The sequence below is a fragment of the Halobacillus sp. ABD4_316 genome (assembly GCF_056161385.1).
In genome coordinates this window covers 863,456-879,523 of record NZ_JBSWZA010000002.1, presented here as the reverse complement: position 1 = coordinate 879,523, position 16,068 = coordinate 863,456, and the positions used below count along the sequence as shown (strand labels likewise).

At 48.7% G+C, this 16,068-nt stretch carries 14 protein-coding genes; 6 read left to right on the top strand and 8 right to left on the bottom strand.

The features are described from left to right. Positions 1 to 7: 7 nt before the first annotated feature. The 3 genes from ACXAJH_RS11225 to ACXAJH_RS11215 all read right to left on the bottom strand — a co-directional run bounded on the left by ACXAJH_RS11225 (position 8) and on the right by ACXAJH_RS11215 (position 3,236). The gene (locus tag ACXAJH_RS11225; protein ID WP_474969463.1) at positions 8 to 853 is read right to left on the bottom strand and encodes a DegV family protein; all 846 of its coding nucleotides are present in this window, start codon (positions 851 to 853) and stop codon (positions 8 to 10) included. Between the two features lie 401 nt (positions 854 to 1,254). Further along, entirely contained in the window at positions 1,255 to 1,932 is a 678-nt protein-coding gene (locus ACXAJH_RS11220; RefSeq protein ID WP_027955040.1) for a response regulator, read from the bottom strand. 164 nt (positions 1,933 to 2,096) lie between these two features. Further along, positions 2,097 to 3,236, bottom strand: coding sequence for a sensor histidine kinase (locus ACXAJH_RS11215; RefSeq protein ID WP_474969464.1), 1,140 nt, complete (start codon positions 3,234 to 3,236; stop codon positions 2,097 to 2,099). Positions 3,237 to 3,391: 155 nt separating this feature from the next. Here ACXAJH_RS11215 and ACXAJH_RS11210 point away from each other — a divergent pair, with 155 nt between their 5' ends. Continuing rightward, positions 3,392 to 4,033: a YigZ family protein gene (locus tag ACXAJH_RS11210; RefSeq protein ID WP_474969465.1), complete on the top strand. Its 642-nt coding sequence runs from the start codon at positions 3,392 to 3,394 to the stop codon at positions 4,031 to 4,033. A gap of 16 nt (positions 4,034 to 4,049) precedes the next feature. After that, positions 4,050 to 5,072 (top strand): LCP family protein, encoded by a 1,023-nt coding sequence (locus ACXAJH_RS11205; RefSeq protein ID WP_474969466.1) that lies wholly within the window; start codon positions 4,050 to 4,052, stop codon positions 5,070 to 5,072. A 40-nt stretch (positions 5,073 to 5,112) separates the two neighbouring features. Here ACXAJH_RS11205 and ACXAJH_RS11200 read toward each other — a convergent pair whose 3' ends face one another. Beyond that, entirely contained in the window at positions 5,113 to 6,159 is a 1,047-nt protein-coding gene (locus ACXAJH_RS11200; protein ID WP_474971022.1) for a glycosyltransferase family 4 protein, read from the bottom strand. 376 nt (positions 6,160 to 6,535) lie between these two features. Here ACXAJH_RS11200 and ACXAJH_RS11195 point away from each other — a divergent pair, with 376 nt between their 5' ends. Both ACXAJH_RS11195 and ACXAJH_RS11190 read left to right on the top strand, forming a co-directional pair. Then, entirely contained in the window at positions 6,536 to 7,996 is a 1,461-nt protein-coding gene (locus ACXAJH_RS11195; RefSeq protein ID WP_474969468.1) for an APC family permease, read from the top strand. Positions 7,997 to 8,174: 178 nt separating this feature from the next. After that, the gene (locus ACXAJH_RS11190) at positions 8,175 to 9,212 is read left to right on the top strand and encodes an LCP family protein (RefSeq protein ID WP_474993982.1); all 1,038 of its coding nucleotides are present in this window, start codon (positions 8,175 to 8,177) and stop codon (positions 9,210 to 9,212) included. Between the two features lie 50 nt (positions 9,213 to 9,262). On the opposite strand, the gene ACXAJH_RS11185 is transcribed toward ACXAJH_RS11190, so the two are convergent. Together ACXAJH_RS11185 and ACXAJH_RS11180 are read right to left on the bottom strand one after the other, a co-directional pair. Further along, the gene (locus ACXAJH_RS11185; RefSeq protein ID WP_027955033.1) at positions 9,263 to 9,520 is read right to left on the bottom strand and encodes a hypothetical protein; all 258 of its coding nucleotides are present in this window, start codon (positions 9,518 to 9,520) and stop codon (positions 9,263 to 9,265) included. A 360-nt stretch (positions 9,521 to 9,880) separates the two neighbouring features. Continuing rightward, positions 9,881 to 10,090 (bottom strand): YkvS family protein, encoded by a 210-nt coding sequence (locus tag ACXAJH_RS11180; RefSeq protein WP_027955031.1) that lies wholly within the window; start codon positions 10,088 to 10,090, stop codon positions 9,881 to 9,883. 195 nt (positions 10,091 to 10,285) lie between these two features. On the opposite strand from ACXAJH_RS11180, the gene ACXAJH_RS11175 reads away from it, so the two are divergent. Together ACXAJH_RS11175 and ACXAJH_RS11170 are read left to right on the top strand one after the other, a co-directional pair. Next, positions 10,286 to 10,879 (top strand): YdcF family protein, encoded by a 594-nt coding sequence (locus tag ACXAJH_RS11175; protein ID WP_474993980.1) that lies wholly within the window; start codon positions 10,286 to 10,288, stop codon positions 10,877 to 10,879. Positions 10,880 to 11,003: 124 nt separating this feature from the next. Next, positions 11,004 to 13,760: an alpha-amylase family glycosyl hydrolase gene (locus ACXAJH_RS11170; protein ID WP_474993978.1), complete on the top strand. Its 2,757-nt coding sequence runs from the start codon at positions 11,004 to 11,006 to the stop codon at positions 13,758 to 13,760. Between the two features lie 36 nt (positions 13,761 to 13,796). Here the strand turns inward: ACXAJH_RS11170 and ACXAJH_RS11165 are convergent, their stop codons facing one another. After that, positions 13,797 to 14,264, bottom strand: a complete 468-nt coding sequence (locus ACXAJH_RS11165; protein WP_474971018.1) for a hypothetical protein — start codon at positions 14,262 to 14,264, stop codon at positions 13,797 to 13,799. A gap of 84 nt (positions 14,265 to 14,348) precedes the next feature. After that, complete coding sequence (locus ACXAJH_RS11160) at positions 14,349 to 16,028, bottom strand: catalase (RefSeq protein WP_474971017.1); 1,680 nt, start codon at positions 16,026 to 16,028, stop codon at positions 14,349 to 14,351. Positions 16,029 to 16,068 lie beyond the last annotated feature (40 nt).

The window sequence follows — 16,068 nt, the reverse complement described above, 5'->3', positions numbered from 1 at the left end:
CGTATTCTCAGGACTGACGGTACCAGCCAAGGCCGATCGCCCCTTCACCGAGGTGGGTGCCGATAACCGGACCAAAGTAGCTTAAGGTCACGTGGACATTGGGGTGCCGGGATTCTATTTCTTTCTTCAATTCCGCAGCTTCATCCGGACGGTTGGCGTGAATCAGGGTTGCTTCGTATTCCCCCCCGTCCTCCACTTTTTCTGCGAGCAGGGAAAGGATCCGTTTCAGTGCTTTTTTACGCGTACGGATTTTTTCAAACGGAACGATTTTCGTATCCACAAAGTGCAGCACCGGCTTCACCTGAAGCAGACTGCCGACAAATGCCTGCGCTCCGTTCAGACGGCCGCCGCGCTGCAGGTGGGACAAATCATCTACCATGAAGTAGGCATGCATCGTTTCCTTCATTTTCTTCAGACGGGACAAAATTTCGTCAGGACCTGCTCCGCGCTCGGCCATATCCGAAGCCTCAAGCGCATAAAAGCCCTGCATGTGGCAGCTGATTTCCGAGTCAAACACGTGGACGTCGATATCATCCACCATTTCCCCGGCGGTCATCATCGCCTGATAGGTGCCGGAGATTCCGCTGGATAAGTGGATGGAAATGACGGCGTCATAGTTGTGCGCCAGTTCCTCGAGCTTTTGTGTCATGATGCCGATCGACGGCTGGGAGGTTTTCGGAAGCTTCCCGCCTTCCCTGACCATGTCATAAAAATCATCGGCGTTGATATCAATCTCTTCTTGATAGGATTCTTCCCCAAAGATGACGTTTAAGGGGACCATATGTATATGATGGGCTTGTCTTACTTGCTTCGGAAGGTAAGCCGTACTGTCCGTTATGATTGCTGTTTTCATCCGACCCAGCTCCTTATAAAAAAATTCCTCTATGCTTATATGTACGATAGTTTTCTTTTTTCTCCTTCCCTATTTTACATGAAGGCCGCTGCCATTGCACCAACAAACTGTGCAGCTGTCCGATGTCAGACACTCCCATTCCTGTTGTATCAACGAAGTCGGAGTCAGGTTCTGCGGGGGACAGGTCGCTTTCCGCGGACATGCGCTGAGTCTCCTCAGGCTCCGCCTTGCGGGGCCTCACCCTGCATGCTCATCCCGCAGGAGTCTCCCCGTCCCCCTTCGAACCCTGCTGAATGAGAGCCTTCTCATCCTGTTTAATGAAATACCAGGCCCGGTCATGCAGACAAAGAAAAAAGCTGCCCGGAGGTTCCGGACAGCTTGAGTAAGGAGCAAATCTACCGTTAAATGACTTCCACCCAGCCATTTTTAATGGCCGTGACAACCGCCTGCGTACGGTCATTCACATTCATCTTCTGTAAAATATTGCTGACATGGTTTTTAACGGTCTTTTCACTGATGTATAAGGCCTCTGCTACACCGCGGTTGCTGTTACCGTCCGCCAACAGCTGCAGCACTTCGCATTCGCGGCGGGTAAGCAGATGAAGCGGTTTGCGGTACTCGATCGTACGATAGCTGCTGCTTCCTTTGCTTTCTGACAAACGGCGGTATTCCGCTACTAGATTGTGCGTAACCTTCGGATGCAGATAAGAGCCTCCAGCACCGACGACTTTGATGGCATCGATGAGCGCATCAGAGTCCATTTCCTTCAACAGATACCCCTGCGCCCCTGTTTTCAAGGCGTGGGTGACATAGTTCTCGTCATCGTGAATGGACAGGATGATGACCTTCATTTCAGGATACCGCTTCGTAATTTCTGCTGTCGCTTCTACGCCGTTCATGCTTGGCATGTTAATGTCCATTAACACTACATCCGGCAGGTGTTCCTCGACGATTCGCAGTGCTGCATCCCCGTCATCACCTTCGGCTACAACTTCAAAACTGGATTCGAAGTCGAGGATTCTCTTTACGCCCTCCCTGAACAATTTATGGTCGTCAATCAGTACGATTCTGGTCGTCATGGTCATTTCCTCCTGTTTCTCTTACATAGAATGGTTTTTTGTTCCCCTAACCTATTCTTTGTTCTCTCTCTATCTCTGTTTTTGTTTTGTTTGTAAATGACACCCTAATCCTGCTTTCTATTATAAACGATTTAAGTCCATTTACATAGTTTTTCACAAAATTATCAATTTAATGGCAGATGGATTGTGACTATCGTCCCTTCACCGATGCTGGAATCGATGTTCAGTTCGCCTTCGAGCATTTCTACACGTTCCCGCATGCCCATCAGGCCGAACGATTTTTCCTTCTTCCCGTTCGTATCAAAACCTTTTCCGTCATCCTTCACGATGATCATCGCACTGGTGGACATGATTTCGACTTTCACTTTGATTTCCTGCGCTTCGGCGTGCTTGACCGCATTTTGGACGGCCTCCTGCACAAGGCGGAACAGAGCTACTTCGTATTTGGATTCCAGCCTGTCTTCCTTACCAAACGTGGCGAAGGTGATGGTCAGTCCATCATTGTAATCCTGGACGGTCGCCAGGTATTTTTTCAATGTAGGAAGTAAACCAAGATCATCAAGGGCCATTGGACGGAGGTCGTAAATGATCCTCCGTACTTCATAGAGGGCAGACCGGACGAGCGAGCGGACACTTTTCACTTCCTGCATCGCATCCTCGATGCCGCGTTTCTTATAGGTCCTTTCTACAAGGTCGGAGCGGAGCATCACGTTGGCCAGCATCTGTGCCGGACCGTCATGAATTTCCCTGGAGAGCCGGCGGCGTTCTTCTTCCTGCGCTTCAATGATCTGCAGGCCGAACTGCTGCTTTTCCTTCGCTGTTTCCAAAGCATCGCTGACCTGTTTGAAATCTTCGGTTAAGTAATTCAAAACGACGGAAATTTTCCCGCCTAACGCTTCCGCACGTCCAATCGTTTCCTCAAGCTTACGAAGTCTGAGTTCAAGGTCGTCCCTGCGGCAGCGCAGCTGTTTCTCTTTTTCTCTTTTCATCGAGAGTTCCATCTGCAGGGCATGGGTTTTCTCATAGACTTCGCGGATTTCTTCCTCTGAATATTTCTGGAACTGACTGCTTACTTCGGACAAACGCTTGCGGGAAAAACGAACTTTCTGATCGAGTTGATCGCCTTCTTCAATATAAGCAATCACCTGTCGTTTCGTTTCCTGCAGTTCATCGTACAGCTTTTCATATTCCTGACGGGATCCCTCGCCGATCTCAAAAATTTCATCCTTGCTGTTGGTGACTGTATCCACCATCTCATCGATAATATGGTCAAGGGCGATATCCCCCGTTTTCTGTTCGCTCATCACAAGTCCCTCCATCAATATTCACATAATCATTCGTAAGACCCATGTCCATTTATGGGGGTTATGTACAACTTTTCAGCCGCAACCCTACTATTTGTATGGTTTGCCCATTTCAACCCCCCTCGATATAATAAAAGCTTAGGAGGTTTTCAACGATGCTGGAAAGATATTATACCGTAAAACCTGAGGGTTCTGAAGAAGTTACCATACAAAAATCCCGCTTCATCGGTTATGTGAAGCGTTGTGAAACAGAAGAAGAAGCACAGGCCTTTATTCAGGAAATCAAAAAGAAACACAGCGATGCCACCCATAACTGCTCCGCTTACATGATCGGCGAACACGATTTGATCCAAAAGGCGAATGACGACGGGGAGCCGAGTGGAACCGCCGGTGTACCGATGCTGGAAGTACTGAAAAAACGCGGGTTAAAGGATACCGCTGTCGTTGTTACCCGTTACTTCGGCGGCATTAAGCTGGGGGCCGGCGGTCTCATCCGCGCTTACGGATCCACTGCTTCTGAAGCCATTACGACGACCGGTGTCGTCCAACGGCAGCTGATGCAGGAAATCAAGGTGAAAATCGATTATACCCTGCTCGGAAAAGTGGAAAATGAAGTGCGGAATTCGACGTATACGCTAGAAACGGTTAATTACCTGGAAAATGTGGAATTAATAATATACGTAGAAAGCGGACTGGAAGAGGAATTCGAAGCTTGGATGGTCGATTTGACGAGTGGTCAGGCGGACATCACAAGAGGCGGAACCTCCTACGTAGAATTTGACGTCACACCGGAGTAAAGGAGCTTACTGACGTATGAAGCTGAAAAAGCTGACCATCTTCCTCTGGGCAGCGGCTTTCCTCTTGCTTGCCGGCATCGGAGCAGCGGCGGGGTATGCGGTTTATTTAACCGATCAGGTGAAAGAAACCGCCACCGAATCCCACAAAGAGCTGGACCGAGGCGGCATGTCGGATAAACGCGTGGAAGAAGTGAACCCTGCCAAAGATCACACGTCTGTGTTATTCATCGGCATTGATGACAGTGAGAAGCGTACAGGTGATGAAGGACTGCCGGCCCGTTCCGATGCCCTCGTTCTGGCCACCTTCAATCAGGATGATCGTTCGATTAAGATGCTGAACATCCCCCGGGACTCACTCACCTATATCCCTGAAGTCGGCTATGAGGATAAGATTGCCCACGCCCATGCCTTCGGCGGTGTGGATGCTACCGTCAAGACGGTGGAGCAGCTGCTTGATGTTCCTGTCGATTATTATGTCCGATTGAACTTCAATTCATTTGTGGAAGTTGTTGATGCCATCGGCGGCATCAACTACGACGTTCCATTTGATATGACAGAGCAGAACAGTTCCGATACAGCGGGAGCCGTAGAGCTGCAGGAAGGCTACCAGACGATTACCGGCGAAGAAGCTCTGGCTCTTGCACGAACAAGGAAGTATGACAGTGACCTTGCCCGTGGGGAGCGCCAGATGAAGCTCATCCAGGAAATTTTCAGTGAAACGATGTCCACAAAAGGGTTGAACAACTTCGACGATATCCTCGCCTCTGTGAGCAGCAACATGAAAACGAACCTGACCTTTGATGAAATGATTTCCTTTAAAGATTATTTCCTGCAGAAGGACGGCTTTACGTTTGATAAAATGCAGCTGTCAGGAGAAGGCGGATTCACTGGTAACGGCTGGTACTACCAGGTGAATGAAGAAGATCTCACCGCCGTCACTCAAACGCTCAAAGATCACTTGAACCTATCCAACCCTCTCGTTAAAGACGATGAGGTGGACAGCTTTTCCAACGGAGACGAAAACAACAATTCCATGTAAAAAAAAAGCAGAAGGCTGTTCATCCAGCCTTCTGCTTTTTTTATCGACGGGTTCGGACCCCGCGGATCATATTCAAAATCGGTTTGTAATCTTTTCCAATCAAACCGGTGATTTCAACAATCAATTCAATCATCAGCGCTAGAAGAGCTATGACAAGAACCGCTCCATACATCGTCGCCTGTGAGAATATGACGGCAGCGAGACTGAACAGGGCACTGACCGCATAAATCATCAGGACAGATTCCGGATGGCTGTAGCCGAGATTTAACAGACAATGATGAAGGTGCGACTTATCCGGTGCCGACAGCGGTTTCCGCTGGATGACCCGGCGGACGATCGCAAAGAGCGTGTCCGAAATCGGCACACCTAAAATAATGACAGGAATGACAAGGGAGAATAACGTCACATTTTTAAATCCGAGTAAAGAAAGAACACTGATCATAAATCCTAAAAACAGGGCACCTGTATCCCCCATGAAAATCTTAGCAGGGTAAAAATTGTAGACGAGGAAGCCGAGGGTGCTTCCAAGCATCATCAAGCCTGCGAAGACGACAAATACATTCCCCATCGTGATGGCCATGCCGGAAATGGTTAACAGCGCAATGGCTGATACTCCTGCGGCAAGGCCGTCCAGACCGTCAATCAAGTTGATGGCATTTGTAATGGCAATGATCCAGACGATCGTAAGCGGAATACTGAGATATCCAAGCTCCAGCTCCCCGCCGAAGGGCAGGTTGATGAATTCCACCTGGACACCGCCGATGACGACGACTCCTGCGGCAAGCAGCTGTCCGGCGAGTTTCATTTTCGCGGACAGTTCTTTCAAGTCATCCAGCACGCCGGTCACGATAATGATCGTTCCACCGAGAAGGACAGGCCATGTTAATTCACTTTCCGGAAAAAAGAAGACGATTCCCAGCGCAAAGCTTAAATATATCGCTAAACCGCCGAGACGCGGCATCACATTTTTGTGGACTTTCCGGTGGTTCGGCTGATCCGTCGCACCTATTTTTATTGCTGCCCGCTTGACCAGCGGCGTAATCGCCAGCGAAATGATCAGGCAGAACAGCAAGGCCTTATACTCCATAAAGACCCTCCTCAGGTTTATTATATCCTCTCCGGTCCGTTGTAAGCGGATCGATAATTTCCATCTGTTGTGTTCATACTAAGGTTTGTAATCGAGAAAATTATATCACAGGAATATGGGGGGCAATGTAACGATTTCCTAAATTTCCGTTAGCCTATTTTTTCACACCTCAAACCTATTTAGACCGGTTTCATCACAAACCCCACTATATCAGCAGATTATGTCAGTGGAATAACTGGTTGTTAACAATCCCATTTCATTTTTTGCGTTTTTCTGACTTTTTCTTTATAGAGGTTTTTTTGTTTACACCTTCGTTTTGGTTTGTCTAAAATAGGGAAGTTATCTTTGACATCTAACTAGGAGGACTTATTCGTTTATGGCAACTAGAGAACGAAGAAAATTAGAAAAGACGTTAAAACCCCACTGGGTCTGGGCGATTGCCTTCGGTTCAGCGATTGGCTGGGGCGCTTTTGTACTCCCCACAGACTGGATCGGCCAGGCAGGCCCCGCCGGTGTAGTTCTCGGCCTTTTACTCGGCGCCGCTCTTATGATGATTATCGGCGTCAGCTATGGATTTTTGATTGAAAAATTCCCTGTTACGGGTGGTGAATTCGCTTATGCCTATATAGGATTCGGCCGGCGGTTCGCTTTTATGGCGGGATGGTTTTTAACGCTCGGCTATATCTGTATTGTTGCATTAAATGCCTCAGCCCTCGCACTGCTGGCAAAATTCCTCTTCCCTGATTTTGTTCAGACAGGGAATATGTATACCGTAGCTGGATATGATGTTTCCATGATCCAGATCGCGATTGCATCTCTAGCCCTTATCGTATTTGCTCTATTGAATATCCGCGGTGCCAGCTTTTCCGGACAGACACAATTTGTTTTCAGCCTGATCTTGATTGCGGGAATCGTCCTGCTTGGAATCGGTGCCATCATGACCGACGGACCAAGCGTATCCAATATCTCCCCTGGATTTACACCGGATCAGACCGCAATGGCATCCATTTTAACGATTCTTGCCATTGCCCCGTTCGCGTACGTCGGGTTTGACAACATTCCTCAGACAGCGGAGGAATTTGAATTCGAACCGAAAAAGGCCTTCAGCCTGATCATCTGGTCGCTGCTCGCTGCAGGAGTTGCCTACAGCGCCATGATTCTGATTACAGCCAGTACGATGCCTTGGCAGCAGCTGCTTGCGATGATCAACGACACCCAGTCGGTCTGGGGTACCGGTGACGCGATTGAAAGCTACCTCGGACGCGCCGGCGTCTTCATCATTGCTGTTGCTGTCTGTATGGGTATTTTCACAGGATTGAACGGGTTTTACATTTCTGCCAGCCGTCTGACATTTGCTATGGGACGTGCCCGCATTCTGCCGGACATCTTCCGCAGGCTGCACCCGAAATATAAAACCCCCTATGTCGGCATCCTGTTTACGATGACGATCTGTCTCGTCGCTCCGTGGTTCGGCAGAGAAGCCCTGCTATGGGTCGTCGATATGTCATCCACCGGCGTCGCCATCGCGTACTTTTTCTGTACCGCAACGGCGTACAAGTTTTTCCGCTGGTCAGAGAATTCCAAGGCGGAGAAAAAAGCCAGCACGGTTTCCCCTGGACGCAAGCTTCTTTCCCTGGTCGGAATGATCAGTTCCATCGGCTTTCTCGTTCTCCTTCTGCTGCCATGGTCACCGGCAGCCTTAGGGAAGGAATCCTACATCGCTCTTGGTGTATGGATCATCATCGGCATCGTCTTCTATCTATTGAATGCGAAACGCTACAACGAAATCAGCCGTAAGGAAATGAACTATCTGATTTTAGAAAAAGAAGAATTATAATAGGAAAACTCCCCGGAAATGTTTCGGGGAGTTTTCTTTTTCGACAAAATCACTACAAAAAACGACGTTGTATGACAGCCAGTTAACAATTTCCCAATCCTCAAAAAGAACGCCTTCCCCCCGTTTTCATCTATGATAGAATGGGAATTTGAGAGGTTAGAAAACAGAGGTGGAACAAATGGCGAAAAAACTCGTCCGCGTCCGCAGACGCAGGAAAAAAAGAAGAATAAGAAGATGGGTCGTTTTTTTATTTGTCCTGTCGCTGCTGATCGGTGGTGGCTTTTATTACGTGAATAAAGTCTACACCGCCTCTTACGAAGATCTGGATAGAGGAGAAAAATCAGACCTGCGGGATGAAGCTGTGGACATCGGCGATGATCCGATTTCAATTTTACTGATGGGTGTTGAGGATTATTCGACAGAAGGCGGCGCCGGCCGTGCGGATACCCAGATTGTAATGACCCTTGATCCTGATACGAAGGACATTACGATGACAAGTATTCCACGGGATACGCAGGTGGACATCCCGGCCTATAAAGTCGGCGATCAATATGCAGGCTCCCACAAATTGAACGCAGCCTACTCGCTCGGGGAAGTTTCCGGATACGGGGCTGAAAAGCTGACGATTGAAACCGTTGAGGACTACCTCGGTATTCCGATTGATAAGTTCGCATCCGTCAATTTCGAAGGGTTCATGGAAATTGTCGACCTGATGGGCGGCGTCACGATCGATGTAAAGGAAGGCTTCTGGGAACGAAGCAGCCTGGATTATGATAAGAAGATTGAATTTGAAGCTGGTGAAACAACGATGAACGGGGAGGAAGCTCTCGCTTTTGTGAGGATGAGAAAGCGTGATGTTGCCGTATCCTATCCACGGGACGAGCGACAGCGTCAATTCATCCAGGCAAGCATTGATGAGGCCCTTTCTGCCGACAATCTGCTCAAAGCCGGTGAATTTGCGGATATCCTCGGTGACAGTGTCAGTACGAACCTGACGATCTCCGAACTATACGCCATCCAAAAAACGCTGTCTTCCGAAAATCCTTCGACGACAACCTATACGATTGAAGGACAGGACATGCGTCTGGAAGACGGGTTGTATTATTTCGTCCCGGACGAAGGGGCTCTAGAGGAAACGAAGCAGAAACTGCAGCAGGCTCTCGATATTACGCCTTCCGGATCCTACGGGAACACTACGGATGATTCAAGTGAATAAACACAGCAAAACTGACCATACTCCGGTGTGGTCAGTTTTTTTATGTATCCTTAAGCTGTCCTGGTAAAAATCAAGATTCCGTTGGTCCGTTTCGATGTGTAGGGACCTTCGTACTCCTGTGGAAATCCCTCTTCATCACTTTCGAGTTTAATCCGCTGTATCAAGGCTTTCTCTTTCAATATCCGGCGGAACGTATCTTCTGTTAAATGTCTGAAAGGTTCCACGACAATCGTTTTGTCAATCCGCACGCTGCACCGGCCGCTCACCGGCAGTTCTGTCTGGTCCAGTAAAAGCTTGGTTACATGCACTACCCCTGACATCCTCTCTGTATAAAATGACAAAGAGCCCTTCCTTTTGAAGGGTGCTCTACCCATATTATAAGAAAAGGAGAATAAATTGGAAACGGCAGATATTCCTAGTTGGTTAGAAAGCCTCTTTCATTAATCTTTGAATTTCGTTCTTCCCATATCACTCCTTCCACCCTAAATCCTTATTCCCGCGGGATTGAAGGTCTTTTTCCAGCCATTGAGCCATCCGAAACTCATAGATCATATGGAAGGATCCCTTCGTACCCCTTTTCAGTCGATCCAATTACTTCCATCCCCTAAACCGGCTGATCGTCTCCATAAAAAAACCTTCCCCACCGGAGTGGAGAAGGCCTGTTCATGTTATTCTTCGATAATGCGATAGTTTGTATGAGCTACAACCGTCCTGTCATATTCGAAATCGATGTCATTCAGATTATCCATAATGGTTAAATCAACGATGACAGACTGCTGGCATTGACTTGGAATAACTCTTCCTTTAAATGTGATATCATTTCGTTCAAAGGTAACAATTTGACCAGGTGTTGCAATACGATCATCAGGTTGTATCATATCTCTCTATCCTTTCCGAATCAACATTATTGGTTTCAAAAAAGTTTACATGAAATAAACAAACAATTCAAACAAAACTTTTACAATATATGTTACTAAATTCGACAAAAGTATACAAGTAAAATACTTATGGTTTCACAAATCACTCAGGCGGTATATAGTAGAAATAGAAAAAAATGGAGAGGATGATCTTTTTTGTCTGTAGCCGTTTATAAAATAAAGCGGACCATCCTGATCTTGTTCGGGGTTTTTCTCATCGCTGCGGCAGCTTTCCTTTTCACACTCTACCAACTTGGTACGGATTTTCTTATCCTGGAGGATACCGTGGAGGAGGATCCGGAGGCGGATGCCATCATCGTCTTGAGCGGTAGTGCAGAAAGACTGGAACGCGGAGCGGAATTGTACACCATGGGAGCATCAGATACGGTCATTTTAACGAATGCCGAAGAAAACGGGACGACGCCGGACCGGGCGGTTTCCCTGGGGATATCCGAAGCCGATCTTTTAGAAGACACAAAAGCGACGAGTACATATGACAATGCCCTGTACGCCAAGGACATTATGGAGGAGCAGAACCTTTCCTCAGCCATCGTCGTTACGAGTGAATTCCACTCGCGGAGGACGAAAATGACGTTCGATGATATTTTCGGAAAAGACTATACGTTAAGCTATGCCTTTACCTCCTCCTCGTACAATCCCGCTGACGGTTTGACGGAAATGGAAAAAAAGACAACCTTCAGCGAATATACGAAAATGATCTTTTACTCGATCCGTCTGATCTTTGACTGACTTTTTATATGCAGTATCCATGCGCCTGAAACAATCACTAGGATAGTCCTATGGACAGGCGTATGTCTATCCGATACAATGAAATCGATTTCATAAAAATGGAAAAAGGAAGGAATGAAAACGCATGAAGAAATCATGGATCTGGATGATTGGGCTTATCCTTTTATTTTTACCTTTTGTGCAACCGGTTGCACAAAAGGTTCAAGCCGATGCCAAAACGTACGACAGCGTCGTTCTGCGCGGCAGTGCCGAGGCGCTTGACTGGAGTTCTGATCGTCATCCACTGCAGTATGACGAAGAGGAAGGGGTATGGCTCAGTGAGCCGGTGACCCTGGAAGGCGGTAAAACAACAGAATACAAGTTTGTGTACGACGGGACATGGATGACTGGTTCCAACCTGACCGTCACTGCTCCTCAGGATGCAGCGTATATCTTCGCCTTTCACCCCGAGGAGGAGCGGACGGTGGATATCCGTCCTGCCGGAACGCATGAAGCATCCGCCACACTCGAACTGACTGTGCCGGAACATACACCTGAATGGGTGAAACCGACCGTTGCCTCAAGCACGAACGATTTTCATTACACGGCTGCCCCGATGACAAAGACGGGGGAAGATACGTATACGTTCACGCTTGTAGGTAATGACGGACAGAACGTTTCCTATACGTACAGCCTTGCGGGGAAAGCCTATGAGGAAGTCCGCAGCGAGCGGCGCACGGTCACTTTGACAAAGGATCCAACCGTCCAGAACGATACGGTGGAGCAATGGCGGACGATTCCTGTAGCCCAGTCAGTCACCCATGATTTCAACCACGAGCCTTACACCCCCACGAAAAAAGATGAGGTGGACGTAACGGTGGAGGTCGAGCACTTTGGTCCCATTGATACAGGAGCTGTTTATTATACGACGGATGGATCCTCCCCTTCTGGTAAGCGCGGAGAGACTGAAAATGGGACGATCGCTGCTCTACGTGTCGTCGAAACGAGCGGATCAGCCGACGGCTTAAAAACTTCAACCTTAAAGGGCACGATTCCTGCTCAAAAGAATGAAACGCGTGTGAAATACAACATCGATGTTTGGAACACTGGATCGCAGGGCTCCCAGTTTGCCGACAACAACGTCCTGGACCCTGAGGAAGCCACCGAGTTTGCCTATTACGTCGAAGACTATCAATCTCCCGACTGGGCTAAAGAATCTGTGATCTATCAGATTTTCGTAGACCGTTTCCGCGATGGCAGTGAGGAGAACAACACATCCGTCGATCCGGAACTTCCGATAGATGAGCAGTTGAAAGGTTGGATGGGCGGTGACCTGCAAGGCGTGTTGGAAAAAATCGATTACCTCGACGAGCTTGGGGTGAACACACTATGGATCTCACCGATTTACGAAGGTCCGTATTCCCACGGCTATCATCCAACAGATTTCATGAACATCGACCCCCGCTTCGGCAGCAACCAGCTGATGAAGGAACTTGTCGATGAAGCTCATGACCGCGATATGAAAGTCGTCTATGATCTTGTTCCGAACCATACATCCAACCAGCATCCATTTTTCCAGGACGCCGTTGAAAAAGGAGAAGCCAGTACGTATTACGAATGGTACACCTTTTTGAAATGGCCGGATGAATATGAAACGTTTTATGATGTCCAGGAGCTTCCGGAACTGAACAACGACCATCCGGAAACGAGGGCCTATATGCTTGAGGAAGTGGTTCCATTCTGGATGGAGGACATCGGTGTTGACGGCTTCCGTCTCGATTATGCGAAAGGACCGAGTCACAGTTTCTGGGTCGATTTCCGCCACCAGGTGAAATCCATAGATTCCGACGCCTTCATTTTCGGCGAAGTATGGGACAGCCTGGAAACGATTGATTCCTATGCCGGGAAGCTGGATGGAGCGATTGATTTTGAAACCCAGTCCGCGATTTTCAATACGTACATTAACGATGGATCGATGAACAGCTTAGCTGATTCCTTGATAACGATTCATGAAACCTATGATGACGAATTCGTACCTGCCACATTCCTGGACAGCCATGATATGCCGCGTTTCATCTATGAAGCAGATGAAAATGGAACCACGATGAAAAACGCAGCAACCCTCCAGTTCGCTCTGCCGGGGGCTCCGATCATCTATTACGGAGATGAAGTCGGTTTGTCCCAGAGCGGTGATCATACGAAAGTGGAAGAATGGAAAGACCGCTACTACCGGGAAATGATGCCGTGGGATGAAAGTAAACAGAACCTTGATATAAAAGCCCACTATGAAGAATTGATTCAGGCGAGAAAAGATCAACCGTCCCTAGCCTACGGAGATATGAAGGTGATTTATTCGGATGATGACGTCCTCGTATTTGAACGGAGAATGCCTCAGGATCATGTGCTTACCGTCATCAATAAAGGGGAAAACAGCCGCACATTAAACATCAAAGAGCTGTACAACCAAAAGACGCGGAATAAAGTTATGCTGCAGTCTGTGATTGATGACAGCCGCACGCTGAGCCGCCGGGATGACTTGTACGTCAAAGCAGACGCCCATTCCGCCCAGGTGTACGATGTCAAAGGCACATTGACATACGAAGAGCCTTCCGAAGAGAAAAAGTACAACAAAGTGGTCCTCCGCGGTTCTGCTCCTCTGGACTGGGAAACGGATAAGCACGCCCTGACGTACAATGAACAAGCAGGCGTCTGGAGCAGTGCCCCTGTCGCTTTGAAAGCAGGTGAAACTGTCGAGTATAAATTCATCCGTGACGGCGAATGGCTGGAAGGAGAAAATCTGACGTTTACTCCGGAATCGAGTGGAGACTATATCTTCCACTTCGATCCACAGCAGGAGCATGCCGTCAAGGTCGATCAGGTTCCTTCTTCAAAAGCATCTTAATCGAATGGCCTCCCCTATAAAGGCGGAGGCCTTTTTTTATTTATTGTAATCCCAGAGTATCTTCCAACCGCCCTTTTCCTCAGCCACATATACATCCTGATGAAGGCGGAATCGACCGTATTTCCCTTTGAACGTCTGCTCAACCGACACTACGAACACGTTCTTAAACGGATCCGTCCCTTTTTCCATCGACCAGGTGTCCAGATGATTGACCTCTCCCGTTGTGAAAGTGAACGTTTCCACGCCGAAATGATTCATAAACACATGAGCCCTGTCCTGTATGTAATGACCCTTTCCGAATTTATCCTTCATCCGGGAATGAAGCAGTAACCAGGAATCCGCGTACTGACCTTTCTGTTCGTAGCTGTAAAACGTCTCCACTGTCTTTTCCGCCTGATAACCCGGGCGGGATGTGATGAACAGGCCGGCAGCCGTCACAGCAGCAGCCAGAAGGATGAGGGCCGTGATGACAAGGAATTTCCCACCAGAACCTTTCTTCTTCATTCCATCGCCTCCCTTTATCACCTTATGCGGAAACAGGTGAAAAAAGAAAAGCCGGCCTTCCACCATTGGAAGACCGCCTTTCAATCAATACGGATCTGCTTCGTGTCCTTTTTCCTCGGCCTGCTCGACCGCATCCGCAGCCCCATCGCTGCCTATCGGAGAGCCACCCCGCTTTGGAAGTCTCCCTTTGGAAGGAGTGATGTCATCCGCAAATTCCTCGTTCATCTGTCCCGCTGCTGTATTCATTCCAAGTCCCTCTGCCACTCGGCTTCCATAATCCTCATCGCACTGGGTCAGCAAGGATACCATCTTCTTCTGGATATGGGTGTGGCACGGCTTGAGCGATACGACGAGGTTGTTGATTAAATCATCCCGTTCCCAGTCCTTCAGCATCCGGTACCGTTCTCCTGCCTGCTTGAAATTGTTTTCCCTGTCAATCGGCTCTTTCTTCAATTTCCCTTCCACGTACGGCTGGTGAGGTGCCTTTTTCGGAGGGGATTCCTCCAGACCATTCAAGGAGGAAGGCTCATAGTTCACGTGCGGGTTGGACCCTTCCGGCCGATCCACAAAATAAGACATGCTTCCTCCTTCATAGTTGGTGGCGGCATGTTTTTTCGGTGCGTTGGCCGGAAGCTGCTGGTAGTTTGCTCCGACCCGGTAGCGCTGCGTATCAGAATAGGAAAATGTCCGTCCCTGAAGCATCTTATCATCAGAGAAATCGAGACCGTCGACAAGCACACCTGTACCAAATGCCGCTTGCTCGATTTCGTTGAAATAGTTGTCCGGATTTTTGTTCAGCACCATTTTTCCGACTTTCAAAAACGGGAACTGATCCTCCGGCCACAGCTTCGTATCATCAAGTGGATCAAAATCAAGCTCAGGATGCTCGTGGTCCTCCATAATCTGGACGCAGAGCTCCCATTCAGGATAATCGCCGCTCTCGATGGCTTCGTACAAATCCTGTGTCGCATGGTTGAAGTTTTCTGCCTGGATCTGGTTTGCTTCCTCCTGGGTCAGGTTTTTGATCCCCTGCTTGAGAGGCTCCCAGTGATACTTCACGAGGACTGCTTTTCCTTCGTCGTTGACCCACCGGTATGTGTTCACACCGGATCCCTGCATCTGGCGGTAGTTAGCCGGGATGCCCCACGGGGAAAACAGGAAGGTGACCATGTGCATTGATTCGGGCGTCTGGCTGAGAAAATCAAAAATCCGCTCGCTGTCCTGGATGTTGGTCACTGGATCAGGCTTGAACGAATGGATCAAATCCGGGAATTTCATTGCGTCACGAATGAAGAATACCTTCAAATTGTTTCCGACCAGGTCCCAGTTGCCATCCTCTGTGTAAAATTTGACGGCAAATCCGCGCGGGTCCCTCAGCGTCTCCGGAGAACCAGCCGAATGGGTCACCGTCGAAAACCGGACGAGCACCGGTGTTTTCTTCCCTGCTCCAGAAAAAACTTTCGCCCGTGTATATTTCTCCACCGGTTCATCGCCGGCTTTCCCGTAAGTTTCAAAGTAGCCGTGTGCCCCTGTTCCCCGGGCGTGGACCACCCGCTCAGGTACACGTTCCCGGTCGAAGTGGGAAATCTTTTCGATATAATCGTAGTTCTCCAGCGTGGCCGGTCCCCGGTTCCCGATCGTCCTTAAATTCTGGTTCGTCCGGACCGGGTGCCCCTGCCTCGTCGTCAGCGTTTTTTCGCCTTCTCCTTCGGCAAAACGATGGTCGTCCGCACCGCCGGGTCCCTGTTCTTTATAGTTGTCCATATGGTTCCCTCCTGTCATTGACTATCTACAAGGAGAGTTT

Coding starts and splice junctions, on each gene's coding strand:
- ACXAJH_RS11225 (WP_474969463.1), bottom strand. CDS start 853: ATGAAAACAGCAATCATAACGGACAGTACGGCTTACCTTCCGAAGCAA.
- ACXAJH_RS11220 (WP_027955040.1), bottom strand. CDS start 1,932: ATGACGACCAGAATCGTACTGATTGACGACCATAAATTGTTCAGGGAG.
- ACXAJH_RS11215 (WP_474969464.1), bottom strand. CDS start 3,236: ATGAGCGAACAGAAAACGGGGGATATCGCCCTTGACCATATTATCGAT.
- ACXAJH_RS11210 (WP_474969465.1), top strand. CDS start 3,392: ATGCTGGAAAGATATTATACCGTAAAACCTGAGGGTTCTGAAGAAGTT.
- ACXAJH_RS11205 (WP_474969466.1), top strand. CDS start 4,050: ATGAAGCTGAAAAAGCTGACCATCTTCCTCTGGGCAGCGGCTTTCCTC.
- ACXAJH_RS11200 (WP_474971022.1), bottom strand. CDS start 6,159: ATGGAGTATAAGGCCTTGCTGTTCTGCCTGATCATTTCGCTGGCGATT.
- ACXAJH_RS11195 (WP_474969468.1), top strand. CDS start 6,536: ATGGCAACTAGAGAACGAAGAAAATTAGAAAAGACGTTAAAACCCCAC.
- ACXAJH_RS11190 (WP_474993982.1), top strand. CDS start 8,175: ATGGCGAAAAAACTCGTCCGCGTCCGCAGACGCAGGAAAAAAAGAAGA.
- ACXAJH_RS11180 (WP_027955031.1), bottom strand. CDS start 10,090: ATGATACAACCTGATGATCGTATTGCAACACCTGGTCAAATTGTTACC.
- ACXAJH_RS11170 (WP_474993978.1), top strand. CDS start 11,004: ATGAAGAAATCATGGATCTGGATGATTGGGCTTATCCTTTTATTTTTA.
- ACXAJH_RS11165 (WP_474971018.1), bottom strand. CDS start 14,264: ATGAAGAAGAAAGGTTCTGGTGGGAAATTCCTTGTCATCACGGCCCTC.
- ACXAJH_RS11160 (WP_474971017.1), bottom strand. CDS start 16,028: ATGGACAACTATAAAGAACAGGGACCCGGCGGTGCGGACGACCATCGT.